Raw genomic sequence first — 20,197 nt, forward strand, 5'->3', positions numbered from 1 at the left:
GGTGAACATCATGGGAAAGAGAAAAGCGAACCACGTGAATTCCAATACCATGAACGCAGCTAAAGCCCAAGGAATGGGTGCAGGCTATAATGAAGAATTCGCCAATGAACCATTAAGTGAAATGCAAAAGCAAAATAATAAAAAACGGAAGAAGAAACAATGAACTCATGGAAATAGAAAATAGAGCTTGGAATTCAAGCTCTATTTTCTATTATTCGGAAATTAAAACCTCACTTAATGAAGTTTCACATTATTGGTTATTTACTTCTTGCACGATCGTCCCTAAATCATTTCGAAACTTTTCAAGCTGTTCACGTTGATGCTCGGAAGCGACTTCCAAGGCATTTTCAATTTGCTGATAGGCTTCGTTCACTTCATTTTTGAGATGAGAAAGTTGTGAACCGTAGTCAGCACTATCGATCACAATATCATTATAGGCATTTTGAGCTTCAACAAACCCTTGTTGGGCTGCTTGAAAAGCTTGTTGTTTATTTTTATGATATGGCATAAAATTGTCAGCTCCTTCGTCATGTTGCAACATTAGATTGCCCAAGTGCATAAGAAAAATACATGTATAGGTAAAAATAATCCGCACAATCTATATTTAAGGAGGGATAACGAATATGACAAACAAAAACGACGGCAAAGATATGCGAAAAAACGCTCCAAAAGGGAATCAATCAGGTCAACCAGAACCATTAAGCGGGTCTCATAAAGTGAAAAATCGCAATCATACTCGCCAAAAAAATAATCAAGGACATGATATGTAAAGTCGAAAATACAAACAGTCTATCAAAACCTGTCCCTTATGAAACAGTCATTAGGGACAGGTTTTTAAATTAAATCAAACCGTCTCGACTAAACATCTAAATAATAATTCCTCTTCTTCCCCTTCCTCAATCGTGCGTAAATCAAGGATCACTTCTTCACGTTGAATTCGAACGATCACTGCTGGATCTCCCATTCTCAGGTTTTTCTCCCATTCTTGTGCGGATATTTGAGGATGTTGAAGGGCAAGGACAAAAGTAGGGATTTCTACATCCGGCATCGTTCCTCCCCCTACTTGACTTATTTCTTCCTTGACTCTTCCCGTTATATTTTCTTCTGCTAATCTTTGTAAAAATTGACTACTTCTTTCATATAACTCGGTTGGTTTCATGAACAAACTTCTAAAAGTAGGGATTTTCTTTATTTCGCCTTTGACATAATGCATAAGAGTTCCTTCTAATGCAGCTAATGTCATTTTATCCACCCGAACAACACGAGCTAGTTGGTGATGTTTCAGCCTGTCAATGATGGTTTTTTTCCCAATAATAATCCCTGCCTGTGGTCCACCTAAAAGCTTGTCACCACTGAATGAAACAACATCAACCCCAGTTTGAAGCACTTCCATCACGGTTGGCTCCTTACCGATTCCATGTGATTGTAAATCATAGAGCAAACCACTGCCTAAATCTTCGTAAAATAGTACCTGTTTCTTTTTACAAAGCTTGGCCAATTGATTTGAATCTACCTTTGCTGTAAAGCCTTTGATGACAAAATTACTTGTATGCACCTTCATAACCATCGCACATTCTTCAGTGATGGCCTGTTCAAAATCGCGAAGATGTGTTTTATTGGTTGTCCCCACTTCCACTAATTTTGCTCCACTTTCTTCCATGATTGAAGAAACCCTGAAAGATCCTCCAATTTCTACTAATTGTCCTCTTGACACGACCACTTCTTTATTTTTGGCTAAGGCCGTTAAAATGAGATATACGGCTGCTGCATTATTATTGACGACCATCGCTGCTTCTGCCCCTGTGATTTCACAGAGTAGTGTAGAAATATGATCATGTCGCGATCCTCTTCTTCCCTCTGAAATTTGATACTCAAGATTGTTATAATTTTTAGCAGTGGCGACTACATGGGAAATCGACTCCTCACTTAAACGAGCTCTCCCTAAATTTGTATGTAAGACCGTTCCTGTTGCATTAAGAACCCTTCGAAGTGTGTAAGAAAATTTTACCGTTAACACCTTCCGGATATACTGGAACAAAACACCCTCAAAATCCGACGTACCCGGCATTGGACCTGTCCAACTTTCATTTAAAAGTTGAGTGCGTATTTCTTGAAGACTCGTTCGAATAGTATTCGTTAAAATTCCATCCTCCACCCGAAATTCTCGCTTTAATTGCCTCCACTCCTGATGATGTTGTATCTCATGTATCGGAGGTATATGCCTAACAAACTCCTTCACATTTCTCCCTCTTTTTCTAATGTAATCAAGTATTTTGTATACGATCATACTATTTTATCCTTTGCCTGCATACAAAAACAAACAATAAGAGCACGAAATCACCGCAAGCGAATATGATGTTGAAAACGAAAAGAAGGGGTTTCCTTATGAATCATCATCAATTTTGTCCGAATGATTGGGAATTGTGGATGAAAAAGATGTTTCTTGACCCTATTTCAACGCTTCTCGATGAAACACAGTTCCGTCTTGATTTATTTGAGACTACGAATGACATCATCGTGGAAGTTTGTACAGAAACCTTCCACATCAAGGAAATATGGATAAAATGTGAGAAAGACCGTTTATATATTAAGATGGATCCTGGATCTGATCAGGAGCGAGCAAGATCCGTTCAATTTCCTTTCGATTTATCGAATCATCTCATTACAGCGAAATACGAACAGGATTGGTTAGAAATTTTTATCGATAAGAACCCATCTAACGAGTCAATATGTAACGAAATCAAGATTCGAAGGAATCCTAGATGAATTTTTATGGAAACGTTATAATGACGTTTCTTTTTTGTGGTTGAAAAGCGGACGATTTGAACATTTCCTAGGCATATTTGATTATTTCCCGCGAAGATTTGCGCTTGATCTCGGGGGATTTGCACCTGTTCTTGCAGGATTTGATTATTTCCTGATTTTTATGTTCATTTCCCAACCATATTTGCACCATGCCGGTCTCCCCATTCTATTTAAAATTCAAATCGAACGTTTGAACATTTCCCAGGCGCATTTGATTATTTCCCGCGGAGATTTGCGCTTAATCTCGGGGGATTTGCACTCGTTCGGCGAAGATTTGATTATTTCCTGATTTTTATGTTCATTTTTCAACCATATTTGCACCATGCTCCCATCCTATATCCCCTTGCTTTGCAAAAATATATTTACACTTATTAGCAAAAGTGATATCATAATAATATAAAATAAATATTAGGGGGATATTAGAATGAATGAAAGAAAAGCTTGGTATATGAATGGATTTCTAGGTATCTTATTGGTTGTGGCCCTCCTTCTTATCGGAGCTTACCTCTTTTTTCAAGGGATAATCATGGGCATTCTCCTTGCTGTGATCGGCATTGTACTCGCAACCGGAATTACCGTCATTCAACCAAACCAGTCACAGGTGTTAATTTTCTTCGGGCGTTATTTAGGAAGCATTCGAGAAAGTGGTTTATTTTTGACCATTCCCCTCACATTTCGCCGCACTGTTTCTTTACGGGTACGAAATTTTAATAGTAAGAAACTGAAAGTCAATGATGTGGAAGGAAATCCGATTGAAATTGCAGCGGTAATTGTGTTTAAAGTCGTTGATTCTGCGAAAGCAATCTTCGACGTTGACCAATATGAAGGGTTTGTTGAAATTCAAAGCGAGACCGCGATTCGTGCCGTTGCGACAAGATATCCCTATGACACGTTCGGAGATAATCATTTAACTTTGCGAGGAAATGCCGATGTAGTTTCAAAAGAACTAGCTGAGGAATTACAGGATCGTCTAAAAGTAGCAGGAGTTGAAGTAATGGAAGCTCGTCTAACTCATCTCGCCTATTCCACTGAAATTGCCAGTGCGATGTTACAAAGACAACAAGCGGCTGCTATTCTTTCAGCTCGCCAAATCATTGTGGAAGGAGCGGTTTCCATGGCAAAAATGGCCGTGGAACAGCTTGACAAAGAAGCCCTATTAGAGTTAGATGAAGAGAGAAAAGCACAAATGGTAAATAATTTAATGATTGCCATTATTTCTGATCGAGGAACACAACCGGTAATGAATACCGGAAGTTTATATTAAATGGTTGTGAATGTATATGGCAAAAAAGAAGAACTTCCCACTTCGAATCGATCCCGCATTGTATGCAATCATCGAACAATGGGCCCAAGATGAATTTCGAAGTGTCAACGGTCATATTGAATTTTTATTAAGAGAGGCCGCAAGACGAGAAGGACGATTAACAAGAAAACAACGAATGGAAGAAGAAAAAGAATAAACGAGAAGTAAAACTGGCATGATGAAGCCTCTCTTGTACTAAAAGGGAGAGCCAAGCTTGAAATGATTAGGCGATTTGGGGTATACCGATTGCCTAATTTTTTTGAATCTATCTTCAAATTAGCCACTTCCCCTTCACCTTTGGTACAATAATGACTTAGGAGGTGAGGCCAGATGAGTGAAGAAGAAAAGCTTCGTTTAACTCAATTTTCTTCAAAAGCTGGCTGAGGTTGCAAACTGAGTCCTAGTGACTTGACACAAGTTTTGTGTCAATTACCAAAACCACCTCAAGTACCACAGTTACTTGTAGGGAATGAAACATCAGATGATGCGGGTATTTATCAATTGACAGACGAAATCGCTTTAGTGCAAACCATTGATTATTTTACACCTATAGTCGATGACCCTTATTTATTTGGGCAAATTGCCGCAGCAAACGCCCTCAGTGACGTCTTTGCCATGGGTGGAACTCCAAAAACGGCATTAAATATTGTAGGCTTCCCTGTCAAAAAATTAGGAGCGGACGTGTTAGCAGAAATTTTAAAGGGGGCTGCAGATAAAGTTCATGAAGCAAATGCTGTAACAGTTGGGGGTCATTCTATCGATGATCAAGAGCCTAAATTTGGCCTTGCTGTGACGGGGATTGTTCATCCGGAGAAATTTTGGAAAAACACTGGTGCAAAATGTGGGGATGTACTCGTTTTAACGAAACCAATTGGTGTTGGTATAATGACGACAGGAATTAAACGAGGGGTCGTATCCACTGAGCAGGAACAGCAAGTCATCACGGTGATGTCAGAATTAAACAAACAAGCGGCCGAGCTATTACACTCCTTCCATCCGCATGCTGTAACAGATGTAACAGGCTTCGGATTACTTGGTCATGCAAGCGAAATGGCTCAAGGCAGTCAAGTTACCTTTGAAATAGAATACTCACGTATCCCTCAATTAGACGGGACTTTCAATTTATGTGAACAAGGGGTAGTACCAGGCGGTTCGAAAGCTAATCAACAGTTTGTCAACGAGATGGTAGAATGTGACGCCTCTCTATCCATATCCGAACAATTGATTCTTTGTGATGCAATCACTTCAGGTGGATTACTAATTAGTTTGCCAATGGATGAAGCGAAAGAATATGTAGATCAATTAAAGGAACTGGGCAATCAGTATGTGTCGATTATCGGAAATGTAACGGGGAAAAAAGAAAAAGCAATCATCGTAAAACCATAGAAAAAGGAGTTGTCCTCGAAGCCAAAGAGCATGAGGGACAGCCCCTTTTTTTTGAACATACTTTCAGATTTAGACCATTGAATCGCTCTTAAAAAAGTGGTCCACTTCTTCAGATCGATCCGTTCGCGTACGATAAGTCAAAGACTACGAAATCCGTACGCCGATGATCAGGCGCTTCCGCTTTTGGTTCTTTTATCCCTTGTCACTTAGGGAAGAAAGTGTGATTTGATTTGAACAATGTGGACATTGAGCGATGAGTCGATTGGATTTCCATTCAGCTTGAAGCTGTACATAGCATTTCCTACATTCGATTCCATTCTTATATAAATAGTCATCAAGTTGCCTGTTAGAAAGAAATCCGCCTTCTAGACAATTTCCACATTCTAAACGAATATATCCATTTTTCGTTACCTTTACAGACCTTTTTCCTTCACATACAGGACAGCGATCCCATATGTGTAAATAATCTATAAGGGTTCTCTCCCCCCTTTTAATGAAAGATGGTCCGTTTTCACTTTTAACTTGATGAAGGATTTCCTCTCGATTTCCTTTTGCATCAAACATTCGCCAAAACAATTGAATGATTTTGCGAGAATGTAAACGAATGCTCATTTCCCCTTGGCCTAATGGATCAATCCAAAAAATTTTTTGATCAATGATAAAAAATGAGAAAGGCATGATGACCGACTGTTTTTCGACTTTTTGAAGTGGTATGTTTTTTAGTTTACATAATATTTTTATTGACACTTCATTTTGTTTTTTCATTAAAATAGACCATAGTTTCTTCGTTCCTTTATTTTTGGGTGGTAGGGCGACAATGATTTCTTTTTCGGCTCTCCTCATATCAGCGAATAGATATTTTTCCGCTTCTACTGTAAAAAAACGTAATTGAGGATGGATCGTTTGCATCAATTCATTCCTATCATGCAGTTGAGCGACATCGTGATTTTTTTGAAAAAATTGTTGCAGCTTTCGGATCGGTTTTTCTTCTGAAATATGTCGTTCAAGGAAATCTTCATCTCCTAAAAACACATATTTCCCCTTCGCCCTTGTCATCGCCACATTTATGAGTCTGTCGCTTTCACCATGGATCAGAAGCCTTCCCGCTTGTTGTTGAGGAGAACTGTCAACCGTATCAAAAAGAATCATCTCCCGTTCAGAACCTTGAAATTTATGAACAGTCGCGGCCGAAATGGATTGATTTTTCCATTCTTCTCTAAAAAATACAGATAAGCAGACATTCATCCATTTGGCTTGAGCACGATAGGGTGTAATATAACCAATCGATTGGATCCCCTTCTCCTTGGCAATGGCGATCAATTGTAAGGCGAGAAAACTGGACCAAATATTCCATCTTGAATAAGAGTGAGTTTCCTTTAGAGAAAAATGTCCTTTCGCATGAGTATTTAGCATAACAGCTGCCTTCCCTGCAAACGGCTCTTTCATGACAATTTTTTCTCTTAAAGCTTTTACACAGGAATGATCTTCCACCTTCCCACCATATATATATTGATTCGTAAAGGCCGAAATATCCGGATGCATCCGCCGCTGTTTTTTTAATAAAAATAACTGGGGATGACCGTCTTGCTTTTGGAGCGCCTCCACGATCCCTGCTCTGTGAAAAAGATCCCCCTTCAACCAATGGTTCACTAATGGATGATGGGATACAGCAATCGGGGGAAGTTGCTTGAAATCTCCACAAACGATGATATGTTTCCCAAGGCTTGCGGCAAAGGCTAGCTGAGGAACATAGGCCATACTTGCTTCATCCACGAATACGAGATCAAAGGAATTTTCGTAGATGAGGGGATCGATGGTCGCTTTGGATAATGTGGTCCCGATGATCGCAACCCCTTCTAAGATGGTCTCTTCATATTTTTTCATTTTGTCTCGAAGTTTTTGCCATTCTTCTTCAATCGTAATGAAGCGCTGGACCACTTGATAAGCTTTCGATGTGGTCAATTGCTTTGTTACTTCATTTCGCTCCCTTTCTAACTCTAATTTTCTTGAAAATAATCGTGGTTCATCTTGACCAATTAAGAAATCCATCGTTAATTCTTTATGAGTAGATGCGAAATCTTTATGGACCGTGCCGTAGCGAATGATGTCTCCTTGCTTCCATTCCTGTTTCTTTTTTAAATAGCGTTCTACTTCGGAAAGCAAGACATTGATCGCCGCATTACTATGAGATAATAACAGTATTTTTCTTCCCTTCAAATAATGCCAAGCAGCACATCGGGATAATGTATAGGTTTTTCCCGTACCAGGAGGCCCCCATAAATATGTCACACGATTATATTTAGCTCGTAAAATGACTTCATGAAGGGCATTTTTTACTTTTTCATGAGGGTGGCGATCGATATTTGATGGGAATAGAAGTTGTTCGATTCTCATCCTTTTTTTCTTGGACTGTTTGCTTTCATTCAATCGTTCCATTAACTTTTCCATCAATTCCCACGGTTCTGTCCTAATGGTGGCTTCTTCGATCATTCCCCCCAAATAGGCCTCCACTTCAACCGCTAGTTGAAACATCTCACATGAAAGCAAAATCCCTTTTATTTTTTGTCCCTCATATTGTAGTTGAATCGGCATTCCCTCTTGTAAAAGTAAATCTGTATGCAGCGAAAATAAATAGATACTTCCTTTTTCAGTTGACCTAACACAACGCCCACCGTACACAGGAAAAGGATGACCACCTTGTTTTTTTAATTCATTGATTTCGATTTGAAGAGCCTCATTCCACTCCTCGAATAATTGAACAATTTGATTCATGCTAACTTCCTTTCTTGAATGAAAACGAAAAACCTATTTTATCATAATAATCATATTCCCCTCCACTATCTATCTCGACCTAATTAAGTAAAGATATTTACCTAATTCCAATAAGAATGGGTCCTTGTCCTCCCCATTTGTCCCTCCAGTACATATGATGAATTGTGTGAAATGAATATTGGAGGTGCTAAACAATGTCAGTTGATCATTATCGAAATATGTGCCAAAAGCACAGAGGAAAACATGTTCGGATTCAAACTCGTGATGGACGTGTTCACGAAGGGATTATTCAACATGTTGACCAAAGAAGAGTTTATCTTCGCCCAATGAATCGACCAGTTCGAAATTATGGTGGATTTGGTTATCCTGGTTACAGTTATGGATATGGATGGGGTTGGGGAGGATTCGGAATTGGCCTGGCTTTAGGAGCCATTGTTGGAATAGCTGTAGCGCCATTCTTCTTTTGGTAATCTCCCCTAAATGGATGAGGAATAATAAAGTGAAACTTCATCCAGTTGGGGGGGTTCTTCATCCCCCACTGAATGTTCGTTGAACTTATCGGACCTTTATGGGCCGTGATCCTCCACTTATCTTCCTTGTTTCCAAATCATTTTGTGGTGGAGGTTTTACTGACCGTTAAGACAGGATAAACCTATTTATTCGCTCACATATAGTCTGAGAACAGGATGTCTTGATATTTTGTGAATTTTGCACATAGTGTATAAAGATAAGATTTCCGTTTTCCCTTCTCATTTATGTTTTTACGCGCTAAAATAAGAGTAGAAAATAATAGATGAAGGTGATTTTCATTGCTTGATGAAAAAAAGAAAACGGAATGGAAAGGCTATGACACTTCGATTGTTTATGATTTCAAAGAATATCCCGATAAAGTAAGTGGTCGATGTGATAATTGCGATCATTCACTTTTTAAAAGCTCGATTAAAGATTTTGTGTTTATTCGAGAATGCCGCAATTGTGGGATGAAAAAAAGTATTTGAATTGATTTTTAACACATTTAAGGGAAGTCCTAATGGAAACTGTCAGGTACCCATTTTAGGACTTCCCTATTGATTTTAGCAACAACTTTTCTTATTGATATTATAGCGTCATCTTCATCGCTTCCATGACGATCATTTTTCAAACACAAAGGATAATTGCTCTCTCTCCTTTTCATACTTCAAGCAAGCATCAAAGATTTTCTCTCCCTTTTTAAATCCTTTGATCACATTGGTCTTTTCACCAACAAGTAATTTTTTTACATTTGCCTGGGAGATCGTTTTTCCTAATATTTTTTTCGAAATCGTAAAATTGCATTTTGTTTTCGGGTAGTTCGTACAGCCATAAAATTGTCCCTTGTCCACAATGTCTCCCTCACATTTCGGGCATTTCCCGATTTTCTTTCCTATCTTGCTCTTTGATTTCGTTCGTTTAATGGACGTGACATTCAATCCGGTAAAATCCCAATGTCTGGACATTTCTTTTGCATCTTCAATAATTTTACTAGACATTTTTTTCACTTGTTCCATAAATTGTCGTGCAGATGCTTTTCCTTCCCCAATTTCACGCAGGCGCTGTTCCCATTTCGCCGTCATTTCAGGGGAGGCTAAAATTTTATCGCCAATCGCTTCAATCAGTACTCTTCCTTTATCGGTTGCGTACACTTGGTTCTTCTTCACTTCAATATATTGCCGATTTTTTAGCATGGTAATAATTCCCGCTCGTGTCGCCTCTGTTCCTAGTCCCTCCGTTTTCATCAAGACTTTCTCCAGTTCACCATTGTCCAAATGCTTACCAGCTTTATAGGTACGCTTTTGGGTTATTACCCTTATTCATGATAAGAATACAGTAAAATAAAGGGGGGGCACAATTAATTTTGCCCATTTATAATAAATATGGCTTAATATAGATAGACAATCAGATGTAGGGATTTTGGGTGTTTGTGTGTCTTGCCCCGGGGAGGGGCAAGACACACAAACACCCTGCGCCCCGACTAGTCTCCCTTTGGATTATGCTTTTAAAACCAGAAAAGAACATCTTATATATATACCAAATCAAAAAGGATGTATATTACATGGAAAATCTGATTAATTTTAAATTTGTCGTCAAAGAAAATGAGATAGAAGAATTTATCGATAATAAAATTGTGAAAAAAAGGGTTGTTAATATTGGGTTATATAACAAGATTAGCAAAATAACTATTCCTCACCCCATTACAGACTTTATTCGTCGTAGATATGAGTATCAAGGCGTAAGTGTTAACACAGTAAAAGCTCCGGCTCATGTTTTATGCCGTTTCTTAAATTATATAATTGACCGCATTAGTGCAGAGGATGAAGAATTTATTCAATTAGTCCATGAAGGAATAGGTGGATTAAAATTAATACATGGTAGCCGATATATAACCTATTTAACTAATACAGGCTTAAAGAGAAGTACCGTTTTTTATTATGAAAACTACATAAAGGAATTTTATTTATTTTTAAAAGAACAATCATTGTTAAACGAAGATATTGATTTCAGCTATTATCAAGACCCGAAAGGAAATTGGCTGAAATACTCCCCTTTTCAATCATCATCTTTAGGAACAAAATATCCATCTAGAACTCATAATAACAATAAATTTATAAAGCTCAAAGACTTCGGTCCTAATAGAAATAAACTGGTTATCGAATTTTTAGAGGAAGCCAAAGATGTGGCTCCGGAAATAGCTTTTGCACTATGCTTACAATTCTTTGGAGGACTTAGACGTGGAGAAGTGGTGAATATCACACGTGCTGACTTGGATATTAAATTCAGAAAATCACTTTCTGTACAAATTAGAGATAATCGTTCCATTCTCTTTTCTCATCTAAAAGATACCAGCGCTGAGAACCCCAAACGCTTGAATTACTTAGAAACACATTTAGCTAAACAAATGATATTAGATAGCGATTTACTATGGGATTACTATGAAGCTCACATGAAAGATTTAGATATAAAATTAAAAAGTGGCTTTTTAAAAAATCCAATGATCTTGTTGTATGACAAAAATGGTATGGCCATGTCTGGGAGAGTCTATGAAAAAAGATTTAAGAAAGTAAAAAGGTCATTTTTATCCAAATTATCTAAATCGGCCGGCAGAGAAGATGACTATATGTTTTTGAAAGATTCTTACTGGTCCACGCATATTGGTAGAGGTATTTTTACGAGTTTCCTATTGGATATGGATTTGAGCATTTTACAGATTGCTATTGCAAGAGGTGATACTAACATTGAATCTGCTTTAGATTACGTTGATGCCAAAACAACAATACATTATATCGACGAGCTTCAAAATGAATTGCATAATGCTCCGATAGAGGAATTTGGTTCCATCGATCAAACGAACTACAAAAATAAATGGTTAAATGGAGGGGCTACAGGTGTCCGAAAAATTCGTTAGTTTTACTCAAATATATAAAAACCCTATGTATGCACACGTTAAAACCTCACCTAATAAGTTGAAGAGGTTAAAAAAAGAAGGTCTTATAGAAGTCATTGCCGATTCAGATGGAAAGGACAAAGTTGTTTTGAGCTCTCTTGAAAAATATGTACAAGGGGAAAAAAAGGTCTTTGAGCAATGTTTCACCATTGGACAAGCTGCCCGAAAACTAATCAGTCATAAATATCGATTCAAAAGTGAATTTAAATTGGAAACGTATAAAAATAATATATTTAACTTAATGAATCGAGGGATTTTAAAATCCGTTACATTTGTAAATGAAACTTACATTACAAAAGAGTCGGTTAATCAATTTCTGTTAGATTATATTAGTCGTGAAGAAGCACTTGAAAAGTTAAATGCCGGAAATATCACCTTTGGGAAAATACTTAAAAGGAACAATGTGAACAACATCTATGTATCTCAACATCATATATTCTATCCAAGACAAATAGTAGAATCTTTGATCGAAGAATATAATCTAAACGTTTTGCCTGATAATACCATGGATACAGGAACACTCATTAGAGGAAAAGTTTACAACACAGAACTATATTATTCATGTGGTGAAGCAAGGAAACTTTTGAATTTAACTAAAAGACAGTGGAATATTCTAAGAAAGGAAGAAAACATAACCGACACTATTTTAGGAGGTATTCGTCATTGCCTAAAAGAACCCATAGATCAGTTAAGGGCTCATCAGCAGAAACTTAAAGCTGAATACTATATTTCAGACGAGGTACAAGAACTGTTGGGACTTCAATATCATAGTTCACATTCTAAAATAATCGATGCTAGGAAGAAAGTTCCAACTGTTTTTCGAGGTATTCATCCACAAAAAAGAATAGAATACATCTACCCCAAATCAATTGTTAATGAAATTGTTCAAGAAAATGAACTTAAAGAAGTTGTCACAACAATATCAGATAATATAGATGCCTACGAATACGTGCTTGAAAGTTTAGAAATTAAATTTCATAATAGTAACTCATTCACCTGCAAAGAATGGAAGAAATTTGTACACCGTATTTTACGAAATACTAGTGAAAGCGTTGAGACAATTCATTACACAATATTTAGATATGCCAAGTGTACAGGAATACTAATTGAATTTCTTTCTGATAAAGAGTTATACGAATTGACTTCCAATCATATCAATCTTGCATTATTTAACGAAACAATTCCATTTCGGTATCAAGTAATTTTTTATAGTTTCATTAATTCAATTTATAACAAACTTATTGAAAAAAATAAAAAGAAACTGTTAAAATTGGCACGTATCATAAATCCGCATGAAAAGGAAATTATCCCCAAAGATAAATCCATTTATGATTACCAAGATTATAAATCATTATTTAATTTTGCCACCAATTTTCCATTACACAAAAGGAATGCTATTGAAGATGTTAAAAAACAAATGAACCAAACAGTTCTTACTCAAAATGCTTCTGGCAAAATAAAGAGACAAAAGACTTACAACTATGACTCTTCTTGGCTTTATGTGCTTGTACATCTTAACAATGCTTGGCGTCATAAGGATGTTATAAGATTTCCAAAGATTGATCTAACCGAACTTTCGGTTCCGAATATTAATTTGGATTGGTTAGAACAAAACGATTTATGCTACGAAGACGCCCGTCGTATCATTCATCAAGTAATGCGAAAAGATTTAAGAACAACTAAAACGAATGCTACTAACCGTTTTTTTTGTTCAAAAGATGTAACCCTATCTTTAGCTACTGTAGCAGTTATTTGTGAATTACGCAGGGCTGCCACCACACCGAAATATGAGTACCTGATAAATTTTAATACAATAAGAAACGAGTTTGCATCAAGACATAAGTCAACTTTTTTCAAAGGCTTTAATGCAGAATTCATATTTGAAAACAGGAAAATGAATCGTTCTTTATTATCCTATACATATTACTTGCTTGTAAAAAAGGGACATTCACAGGCTGCATTAGAAGTTGCTCAGCGTCTACGTGCACACTTTGACTTTGAAACGACTAATATTTATATTTTTATCCCTGAAGAAGAGTTAAATAATTTAACGCATCAATTATTTATCCGAGAACATTTTGGATACATCCCCGATCTGTTCGCTGAGGTACTATTTGGAAATAAAGATGATCGTGAAAAGAGAACCAAAGAGATTTTAACTGTTAAACAAATGTTTGGGGATATTTACAATATTGAATGCACTGCGGGCTTTTTAAATACTTTACAGGCTGAAAAGAAAAAGGTTTCTGATATGATTTTGAGTATGGGATTTGAGGAAGCAGCTGATTATATGTTTAAGCTGGATGCACAATTGTTACCTAGTAAAGAAGACGATGTGCAGTGCCTTATAGGGTTAGAAAATTGCATTAAACATAATATTGCATGCAGAAATTGCCCGATGTCGGTCCCTAATTTTTACGCCCTCTCTTCCCTTGCTGATAGTTTGACTAATAGGGTTCAACAACTTACAAGTCTAGAAAAAGAGGAATGCAAAACCGAAAAGACAAAAATAGCTAATATCTTTTCCATCGAAATGGATCAGTGGATAAAAGCTACTGAAAAATTCGGTAAAGAGATCATTTATAAATTTGTAGAAGGTGGAAGCCAAGCTCTCAAAGAAAAAATGAAGCAAATTTCCGTTGCAGATTTAAATGAATACAAGACTTATAACATTAATAAAAGTGAGGTGTAAACGGATGAATATTAAACAGACGAGACTTCAATCAACAATTGTTGAAGATATTGAATCACTTTCTGATACGTCATTTTTAACCAATGAAAGTATTAACGAGGCTATAAAAATACTGAAAAATGAAACCTTGCATGTTAGTGGTGATTTTGATGATGACGAGTGGATATTTTACAGAGATAATTTAAATACTGGCTTAAAAAGAAATTTTAACTTTAATAAACTGAAACCATATGAATCCATTAGTCACATTCCGAAGAATTTTAAAGTAGTTGTAAAATGCTGGATAGCTGATTTGATTTCGAAACACCATATTACTACAGTTGCCGGATATTATTTAAAATTGCTAAAGTTTCTAGAGTATACTGATGGATTTGATCAAGAGAAAGATGATGAATTTGTAATGTGGTTTACATCAACACAAACTATTTCAAATAAGGACAAACAGTATACAATTTATGTCATCTTAAATTTCTTAGATTATGCTGACATTGAAGCCGGAGAAGTCTACATAAAACCACTCCTTAATTTAAAGAAAAAAATTGTAAGAAAAAAAGCTAATCGTACTTTACCTCCTTCTAAGGATATATTAGCCTTTTCACAAAGTATTGACTTTTTTTATCAAGAAATTAAATCTAGTAACAGCAACGACACAAAGTGTATAAATGAAAAATTATTGTACTATCCAATCATAATTTGGTGGAAACTCACAACCATTATCCCTTTACGACCTTCCGAATTTTGTTCGATAGAAAGGGATTGCCTTTCCGAAGGTGAAGGAAATTATTACTTACATTTACCTAGACATAAATATCCAAAAAAACATCCAAATGTAGTCGATAAAGTTCGAATTGATCAAATTACCTTTGAGTTAATTTCAACTTATATTGCTGAGACCGATAAATTTGGGAATAGTGACACGCTTATTTCCTATAATTCAATCTTAAAAACAAGCTCATATTTTATTCGTAGTATAAGAGAGTCACAGAAAATAAATATTAATGTCTTTAACAAAGATCAATTATACTTTTTGATCCAAAGCTTTTACGAAAAAATTGTACGTTCCAAGTACGTGTTTAATATACCTCAGAAAAACCAACTTCGGCCAAATGACACTAGACATTTAGCCATATTTTCGTTAATGATGCAAGGAATATCACCAATTGAAATTGCCAGGTTAGCAAACCATAATACCATTTCAATGCAATTGAATTATGCTCACCATACTGAATACTGGATAGATTCTGAAGTTTTTTCGTTGCTACAAAAATTTAAGTTTGCGCAATCCCATCAATTTAATCCAGAAATAAATTCTTTAAATAATAAGAAAAGGAAGGGAACCATGAGAGCTTCATTAGATTTAGCCCCTCATATTCCGAATGACATATTACTTAAAGCATTTAGACCTCCTACTACGCCGGATTGTAAAAAACCTTTAAAAGACATAGGATATTGTTCAGACGAACAGCAACGATGTGAAACTGAGGATTGTATTTTTTGTAATCATTGGAGAATTGCCCCTGAGGAATTAGATAAAAAATCTCATATTATTAAAGAGAAGTTGGCTAGCAGTAAAAGAAACATTAATGAATTGATTACTTTCATGAAAAGTTTACATTCCATTATGCTCTCTGATGAATTTTCTAGAGTTAATCCAACAAATCTTAACAAACTGAAATCTATTTCCTATCAGATTAAAGATAGCATCATAGAAATTGCAGATCTAAAAATACTGGAGGTTCATAATAATGGCCAATAAAGCCGGACGAAAAACAAAATTGACTGAAAAGGAGGTTAACCATCTTATTTATTTATATAAAACAGAGAGACAGATTAATGGGGAAATTAAGTACGGTGAAATGTATCAATTCAACAAGGAATTGGTCCAGAAAGGTCGCTTCCCTACCGCAGCCGGAGAAGACTTTTGGAGAAAGAAAAACAGGCTTGGAAGAATGATGATAGATATAGCCAATAATGTTTTTACTTCTAGACCGTCCACTTCAGAATTTCCGAACGACAATTTACCAAACCTAGCTGATATCGTAAATAAATATTACGATGATAAAGAAACATTAATTAGGGAATTAATTGTGATTGAACGTAAATTCTATAAAAATATTGAACGTAGAAAAACCTTAGAACTAAAACTCACAGAAAGCGAGGAAAAAGTTCAAGTATACAAAAGCAAACTTTCCGATTCAGATAATCGATTTGAATACCTTCAAGATCTTTTATTTAAATTACTGAGATATAGTTCAGTCAAAGGTGTTCCCTTAGTTAATCATCTAGATACAGGTAATAAACAGACAACCATTGTTAAAAAATCTTTGGAAAATATCTTTAGTAATCCCTCAGATTTTTACAATTGGTATGAACCAAAGCTAGAAACATCAGAAAATATAAAGGATAACGTGATTCCATTAAAAAAAGAGAAAACTTTAGCAGATGAATTTTCGGATATCTTCTAAGTTTGAGGGGCTGTTTGATAAGCCCCTTTTTGATACGCCTTATCATGAAGATCGGCGTGCATAATAACTCAAGGATAATGGTGTTACTGATTTAGAGATATCTCTAGTGTTGTTAGAATCTCTAAACCAACGCTATTACGCCCCTTAAAAATATTTCATTACCTACTCTGTTTTTTCACAATTTGGATTGATTGAGGCATACTCTTTTAACCGTTTCATTTTTGAAACAGGTGATTGTATATTCTTTTTTACTATTAGGGGTACAGTCAGGAAAATGCGGATTTACAACGCTAAGCCCATTTCCTGGACTATTCCCCCAGTTTTAACAACGTTAAGAAAGTTTCAAGGGTCTTAAAGAATCTAACGAGACCATTTTCTCCGAATTAAAATGGTATTCTCCAAGTAAATTAATATGTTCCCAACCTAGAGGTGACATATGGTGCAATAATTCTTCATTAAAACTACCTGACCGTTTTTGATATTCAACTGCCTTTGTTAGATGTAAAGTATTCCAGATACTGATGGCATTAATGATTATATTTAAGGCACTGGCCCTTTGCAATTGATGCTGTATGGTTCGTTCCCTAAGCTCGCCTTGTTTTCCGAAGAAAATAGCTCTTGCCAGTCCATTCATGGCTTCTCCTTTATTCAATCCTTTTTGTATTTTTCTTCTTAATGATTCATCCGAAATATAATTCAAAATAAAGATCGTTTTTTCTATTCTGCCTATCTCACGTAAGGCTGTAGCCAAGCTGTTTTGTCTTGAATAAGAACCTATTTTCCCCATAATAAGGGATGCTGAAACTGTTCCTTCCCTTATAGAATGAGCTAATCGCAAAACATCCTCATAATTCTCTTTAATGACCTTTGTATTTATTTGTCCACGTAAAATGACTTCTAATTTTGGATACTCACTTGCCTTATCTATTGTAAATAATTTCGAGTCTGATAAATCTCGTATTCTTGGAGCAAATTTAAATCCTAATAAATGGGTCAGTCCGAATATTTGGTCTGTGTAACCAGCTGTGTCTGTATAATGCTCTACTATATTTAGATCCGTCTCATGGTGTAACAAACCATCCAAAACATGAATCGAATCCCTTGAATTAGTATGAATAATCTTTGTGTAATAAGAAGAAAATTGATCACTTGTAAAACGATAGATGGTGGCTCCTTTTCCAGTTCCATAATGTGGGTTTGCATCTGCATGTAGCGATGAAACGCCTATCTGCATTCTCATACCATCGGACGAGGATGTTGTACCGTCTCCCCAATAGGAGGACAATTGCAATTTGTGATGAAAATTTACTAATACAGCTTGGGCTTTATTCATTGCATCTTCATACATGCGCCATTGTGATACATTGGCCAATTGCTTATATGTAAGTCCGGGTGTTGCTTCAGCCATTTTGCTTAAACCAATATTCATTCCCATTCCTAAAAGAGCAGCCATAATAATAATTGTTTCTTCTTTATCCGGTTTTCGATTATTGGAAGCATGAATAAATTGCTCATGAAATCCTGTTATATAAGCAATATCCATCAGTAAATCGGTTAATTTTATTCTTGGTAGCATCTGATACAGGCTTGCACTAAATTTTTTTGCTTCTTCTGGAACATCTTTTTCTAATCGTGCAATTGACAGCTTTCCTTTTTTCAAGAGAAACCCCGTCTAACTTGTTGGAATTGGTAGCTAACCACTTTAACCTTTTGTTAAGGCTGCTGGTTCTCTCCGTCATATAATCCTCGAATGATAAACTAACTGATAATCTTGTATTCTCCTTCGTTTGATTCCATGTATCTTCTGAAAACAAATATTCTTCAAAGTCTCTATATTGTCTGCTGCCAACAATGGAAACATCTCCTGCCCTAACATGCTCCCGAAGTTCTGTTAAAACAGCCATTTCATAGTAATGACAATTGATTGTTGTACCATCATCCTCGTATAAATGCTTTTTCCAACGTTTTGAAATAAAATCCACAGGTGAGTCATCAGGCACTTTTCGCTTTCCGGATTCGTTTATTCCACGGATAATCTCAACAGCTTGTAAAAGTGGCTCATTTGCTTTTGTAGAATGAAATTCCAATACCCTTAATAGCGTTGGCGTATATTTTCTAATTGAATAAAATCGTTTTTGCAGTAAGTCTATATAATCAAAGTCGGCAGGGCGTGCAAGCTCCTGAGCTTCTTCGACCGAAGAGACAAAAGAATTCCATTCGATAACGGATTCTAAAACCTCAAAAACGTCTAATTTTTCCTTTTTTGCTTTGATTAAAGCTTGTCCGATGTTCGTAAAGTGTATAACTTTCTCATTCAGCTTTTTACCGTTTTGTTTCTGAATTTCCTCTTGAGCCTTACGGCCTTTTGATAACAGACTAAGTATTTGTCTATCATGAATTTCAAAAGCTTTATCCGTTAACTCTTGAGTAAGATGTAATAAATAGACAGTTAATATCGAATATCGCTTATTTTCTTGAAAGTCACGGAATGCATATGTCTCATATCTTGAGCCTAAGCGAGATAGTTGTAACAGGCATTGCGATGCAAATGACTAATTTGTACCGTTTCTAATTCCATTCCTCGTATGTATTCGAGTCGTTCTATTACTTTTAGAAATGTTTCGGGTGAAGGATGACCCGGTGGTTCCTTTAACCAACCCAATATCGTTTTATTGGATTCGGATGGATGCTGCGAAGTAATGATTTCTTCAAGCTTTCCTTTTTGTTCATTTGTAAGAGATTGACTAACAGTATTAAACAGTTTCTTTTCAGCCATTGTCCTTGCCTCCCACACCATTCTTTCAAGTGTAGTAATAGCAGGCAGTATGATTTTGTTTTTTCTTAGAAAATCTATACATTCATGTAGTAGATGTATGGCATCGCCATTTTCAAAAGCTAATTGATGAAGATGCTTAAGTGCTATTCGATATTCTCTTAGAGTAAAAGTTACAAAGTCGTATTCACTTCGAAGTTCTTTCAAATGATCCCAAAGTGTATTTTCTCTTTGAGAATAAAGACTAATCGAAGATGGAGTGGCACCGATTTGTTTCGATATATAATGTATGACTGATTCCGGGATGCTTTTGATATGAGTGTATGGCCAACCGGGATAACGAAGAACAGCTAATTGAACAGCAAACCCTAAACGGTTTTCTTCTTTCCTTCGCTTATTAACTATTTCTAAATCCCGTTTGGAAAAAGTGAAGTAGGTCCCCAATATCCATTCATCTTCAGGGATTTGCATAAAATCCTGCCTCTGTTCCAGTGTAAGCAATTCTCTACCTCTCGCAATTTTCATTCAGTATCATCCCATT

15 protein-coding genes and 2 pseudogenes are annotated in these 20,197 nt (G+C 36.1%); 12 read left to right on the forward strand and 5 right to left on the reverse strand.

What is annotated here, in order from left to right; translation table 11 throughout:
* The first annotated feature begins 10 nt into the window (after positions 1-10).
* Positions 11-163 (forward strand): small acid-soluble spore protein SspO, encoded by a 153-nt coding sequence (gene sspO, locus J2S13_RS02225; protein ID WP_307256057.1) that lies wholly within the window; start codon positions 11-13, stop codon positions 161-163.
* 87 nt (positions 164-250) lie between these two features.
* Here the strand turns inward: sspO and J2S13_RS02230 are convergent, their stop codons facing one another.
* On the reverse strand, positions 251-508 hold the full coding sequence (locus J2S13_RS02230; protein WP_307256058.1) for a hypothetical protein: 258 nt from the start codon (positions 506-508) through the stop codon (positions 251-253).
* Between the two features lie 115 nt (positions 509-623).
* Between J2S13_RS02230 and J2S13_RS02235 the strand changes: the two genes are divergently transcribed.
* On the forward strand, positions 624-770 hold the full coding sequence (locus tag J2S13_RS02235) for a small acid-soluble spore protein P (RefSeq protein WP_307256059.1): 147 nt from the start codon (positions 624-626) through the stop codon (positions 768-770).
* A gap of 74 nt (positions 771-844) precedes the next feature.
* On the opposite strand, the gene selA is transcribed toward J2S13_RS02235, so the two are convergent.
* Positions 845-2,239, reverse strand: coding sequence for an L-seryl-tRNA(Sec) selenium transferase (gene selA, locus J2S13_RS02240; protein WP_307256060.1), 1,395 nt, complete (start codon positions 2,237-2,239; stop codon positions 845-847).
* Positions 2,240-2,385: 146 nt separating this feature from the next.
* Here selA and J2S13_RS02245 point away from each other — a divergent pair, with 146 nt between their 5' ends.
* The 4 genes from J2S13_RS02245 (at position 2,386) to selD (ending at position 5,494) form a co-directional block, all read left to right on the forward strand.
* Positions 2,386-2,766, forward strand: a complete 381-nt coding sequence (locus J2S13_RS02245; protein WP_307256061.1) for an Hsp20/alpha crystallin family protein — start codon at positions 2,386-2,388, stop codon at positions 2,764-2,766.
* A gap of 463 nt (positions 2,767-3,229) precedes the next feature.
* On the forward strand, positions 3,230-4,069 hold the full coding sequence (locus tag J2S13_RS02250; protein ID WP_307256062.1) for an SPFH domain-containing protein: 840 nt from the start codon (positions 3,230-3,232) through the stop codon (positions 4,067-4,069).
* A gap of 16 nt (positions 4,070-4,085) precedes the next feature.
* Entirely contained in the window at positions 4,086-4,265 is a 180-nt protein-coding gene (locus J2S13_RS02255) for a type II toxin-antitoxin system antitoxin (protein ID WP_307256063.1), read from the forward strand.
* A 173-nt stretch (positions 4,266-4,438) separates the two neighbouring features.
* The gene (gene selD / locus J2S13_RS02260; RefSeq protein WP_307256064.1) at positions 4,439-5,494 is read left to right on the forward strand and encodes a selenide, water dikinase SelD; all 1,056 of its coding nucleotides are present in this window, start codon (positions 4,439-4,441) and stop codon (positions 5,492-5,494) included.
* 192 nt (positions 5,495-5,686) lie between these two features.
* On the opposite strand, the gene J2S13_RS02265 is transcribed toward selD, so the two are convergent.
* Positions 5,687-8,266: an AAA domain-containing protein gene (locus J2S13_RS02265; RefSeq protein WP_307256065.1), complete on the reverse strand. Its 2,580-nt coding sequence runs from the start codon at positions 8,264-8,266 to the stop codon at positions 5,687-5,689.
* A gap of 194 nt (positions 8,267-8,460) precedes the next feature.
* Here J2S13_RS02265 and J2S13_RS02270 point away from each other — a divergent pair, with 194 nt between their 5' ends.
* Together J2S13_RS02270 and J2S13_RS02275 are read left to right on the forward strand one after the other, a co-directional pair.
* Complete coding sequence (locus tag J2S13_RS02270) at positions 8,461-8,736, forward strand: hypothetical protein (protein WP_307256066.1); 276 nt, start codon at positions 8,461-8,463, stop codon at positions 8,734-8,736.
* Between the two features lie 339 nt (positions 8,737-9,075).
* On the forward strand, positions 9,076-9,264 hold the full coding sequence (locus tag J2S13_RS02275; RefSeq protein WP_307256067.1) for a DUF8096 family protein: 189 nt from the start codon (positions 9,076-9,078) through the stop codon (positions 9,262-9,264).
* Between the two features lie 132 nt (positions 9,265-9,396).
* On the opposite strand, the pseudogene J2S13_RS02280 reads toward J2S13_RS02275, so the two are convergent.
* A pseudogene (locus tag J2S13_RS02280) lies at positions 9,397-10,092 on the reverse strand (topoisomerase C-terminal repeat-containing protein); the annotation flags it as partial.
* A gap of 245 nt (positions 10,093-10,337) precedes the next feature.
* Between J2S13_RS02280 and J2S13_RS02285 the strand changes: the two are divergent.
* The 4 genes from J2S13_RS02285 to J2S13_RS02300 are packed head-to-tail and all read left to right on the forward strand — an operon-like array spanning position 10,338 to position 16,883.
* Positions 10,338-11,687: a site-specific integrase gene (locus J2S13_RS02285; RefSeq protein ID WP_307256068.1), complete on the forward strand. Its 1,350-nt coding sequence runs from the start codon at positions 10,338-10,340 to the stop codon at positions 11,685-11,687.
* Positions 11,668-14,418: a hypothetical protein gene (locus J2S13_RS02290; RefSeq protein ID WP_307256069.1), complete on the forward strand. Its 2,751-nt coding sequence runs from the start codon at positions 11,668-11,670 to the stop codon at positions 14,416-14,418. Before J2S13_RS02285 ends, J2S13_RS02290 begins: the two co-directional genes overlap by 20 nt.
* Positions 14,419-14,422: 4 nt before the next feature.
* The gene (locus tag J2S13_RS02295) at positions 14,423-16,174 is read left to right on the forward strand and encodes a site-specific integrase (RefSeq protein ID WP_307256070.1); all 1,752 of its coding nucleotides are present in this window, start codon (positions 14,423-14,425) and stop codon (positions 16,172-16,174) included.
* Positions 16,164-16,883 (forward strand): hypothetical protein, encoded by a 720-nt coding sequence (locus J2S13_RS02300; RefSeq protein ID WP_307256071.1) that lies wholly within the window; start codon positions 16,164-16,166, stop codon positions 16,881-16,883. Before J2S13_RS02295 ends, J2S13_RS02300 begins: the two co-directional genes overlap by 11 nt.
* Before the next feature lie 331 nt (positions 16,884-17,214).
* Here J2S13_RS02300 and J2S13_RS02305 read toward each other — a convergent pair.
* Positions 17,215-20,181 (reverse strand): annotated as a pseudogene (locus J2S13_RS02305) (Tn3 family transposase).
* Between the last annotated feature and the right edge of the window lie 16 nt (positions 20,182-20,197).

It is taken from the genome of Oikeobacillus pervagus (genome assembly GCF_030813365.1).
GTDB lineage: Bacteria > Bacillota > Bacilli > Bacillales > DSM-23947 > Oikeobacillus > Oikeobacillus pervagus.

Coding starts and splice junctions, on each gene's coding strand:
- sspO (WP_307256057.1), top strand. CDS start 11: ATGGGAAAGAGAAAAGCGAACCACGTGAATTCCAATACCATGAACGCA.
- J2S13_RS02230 (WP_307256058.1), bottom strand. CDS start 508: ATGCCATATCATAAAAATAAACAACAAGCTTTTCAAGCAGCCCAACAA.
- J2S13_RS02235 (WP_307256059.1), top strand. CDS start 624: ATGACAAACAAAAACGACGGCAAAGATATGCGAAAAAACGCTCCAAAA.
- J2S13_RS02245 (WP_307256061.1), top strand. CDS start 2,386: ATGAATCATCATCAATTTTGTCCGAATGATTGGGAATTGTGGATGAAA.
- J2S13_RS02250 (WP_307256062.1), top strand. CDS start 3,230: ATGAATGAAAGAAAAGCTTGGTATATGAATGGATTTCTAGGTATCTTA.
- J2S13_RS02255 (WP_307256063.1), top strand. CDS start 4,086: ATGGCAAAAAAGAAGAACTTCCCACTTCGAATCGATCCCGCATTGTAT.
- J2S13_RS02265 (WP_307256065.1), bottom strand. CDS start 8,266: ATGAATCAAATTGTTCAATTATTCGAGGAGTGGAATGAGGCTCTTCAA.
- J2S13_RS02270 (WP_307256066.1), top strand. CDS start 8,461: ATGTCAGTTGATCATTATCGAAATATGTGCCAAAAGCACAGAGGAAAA.
- J2S13_RS02285 (WP_307256068.1), top strand. CDS start 10,338: ATGGAAAATCTGATTAATTTTAAATTTGTCGTCAAAGAAAATGAGATA.
- J2S13_RS02295 (WP_307256070.1), top strand. CDS start 14,423: ATGAATATTAAACAGACGAGACTTCAATCAACAATTGTTGAAGATATT.
- J2S13_RS02300 (WP_307256071.1), top strand. CDS start 16,164: ATGGCCAATAAAGCCGGACGAAAAACAAAATTGACTGAAAAGGAGGTT.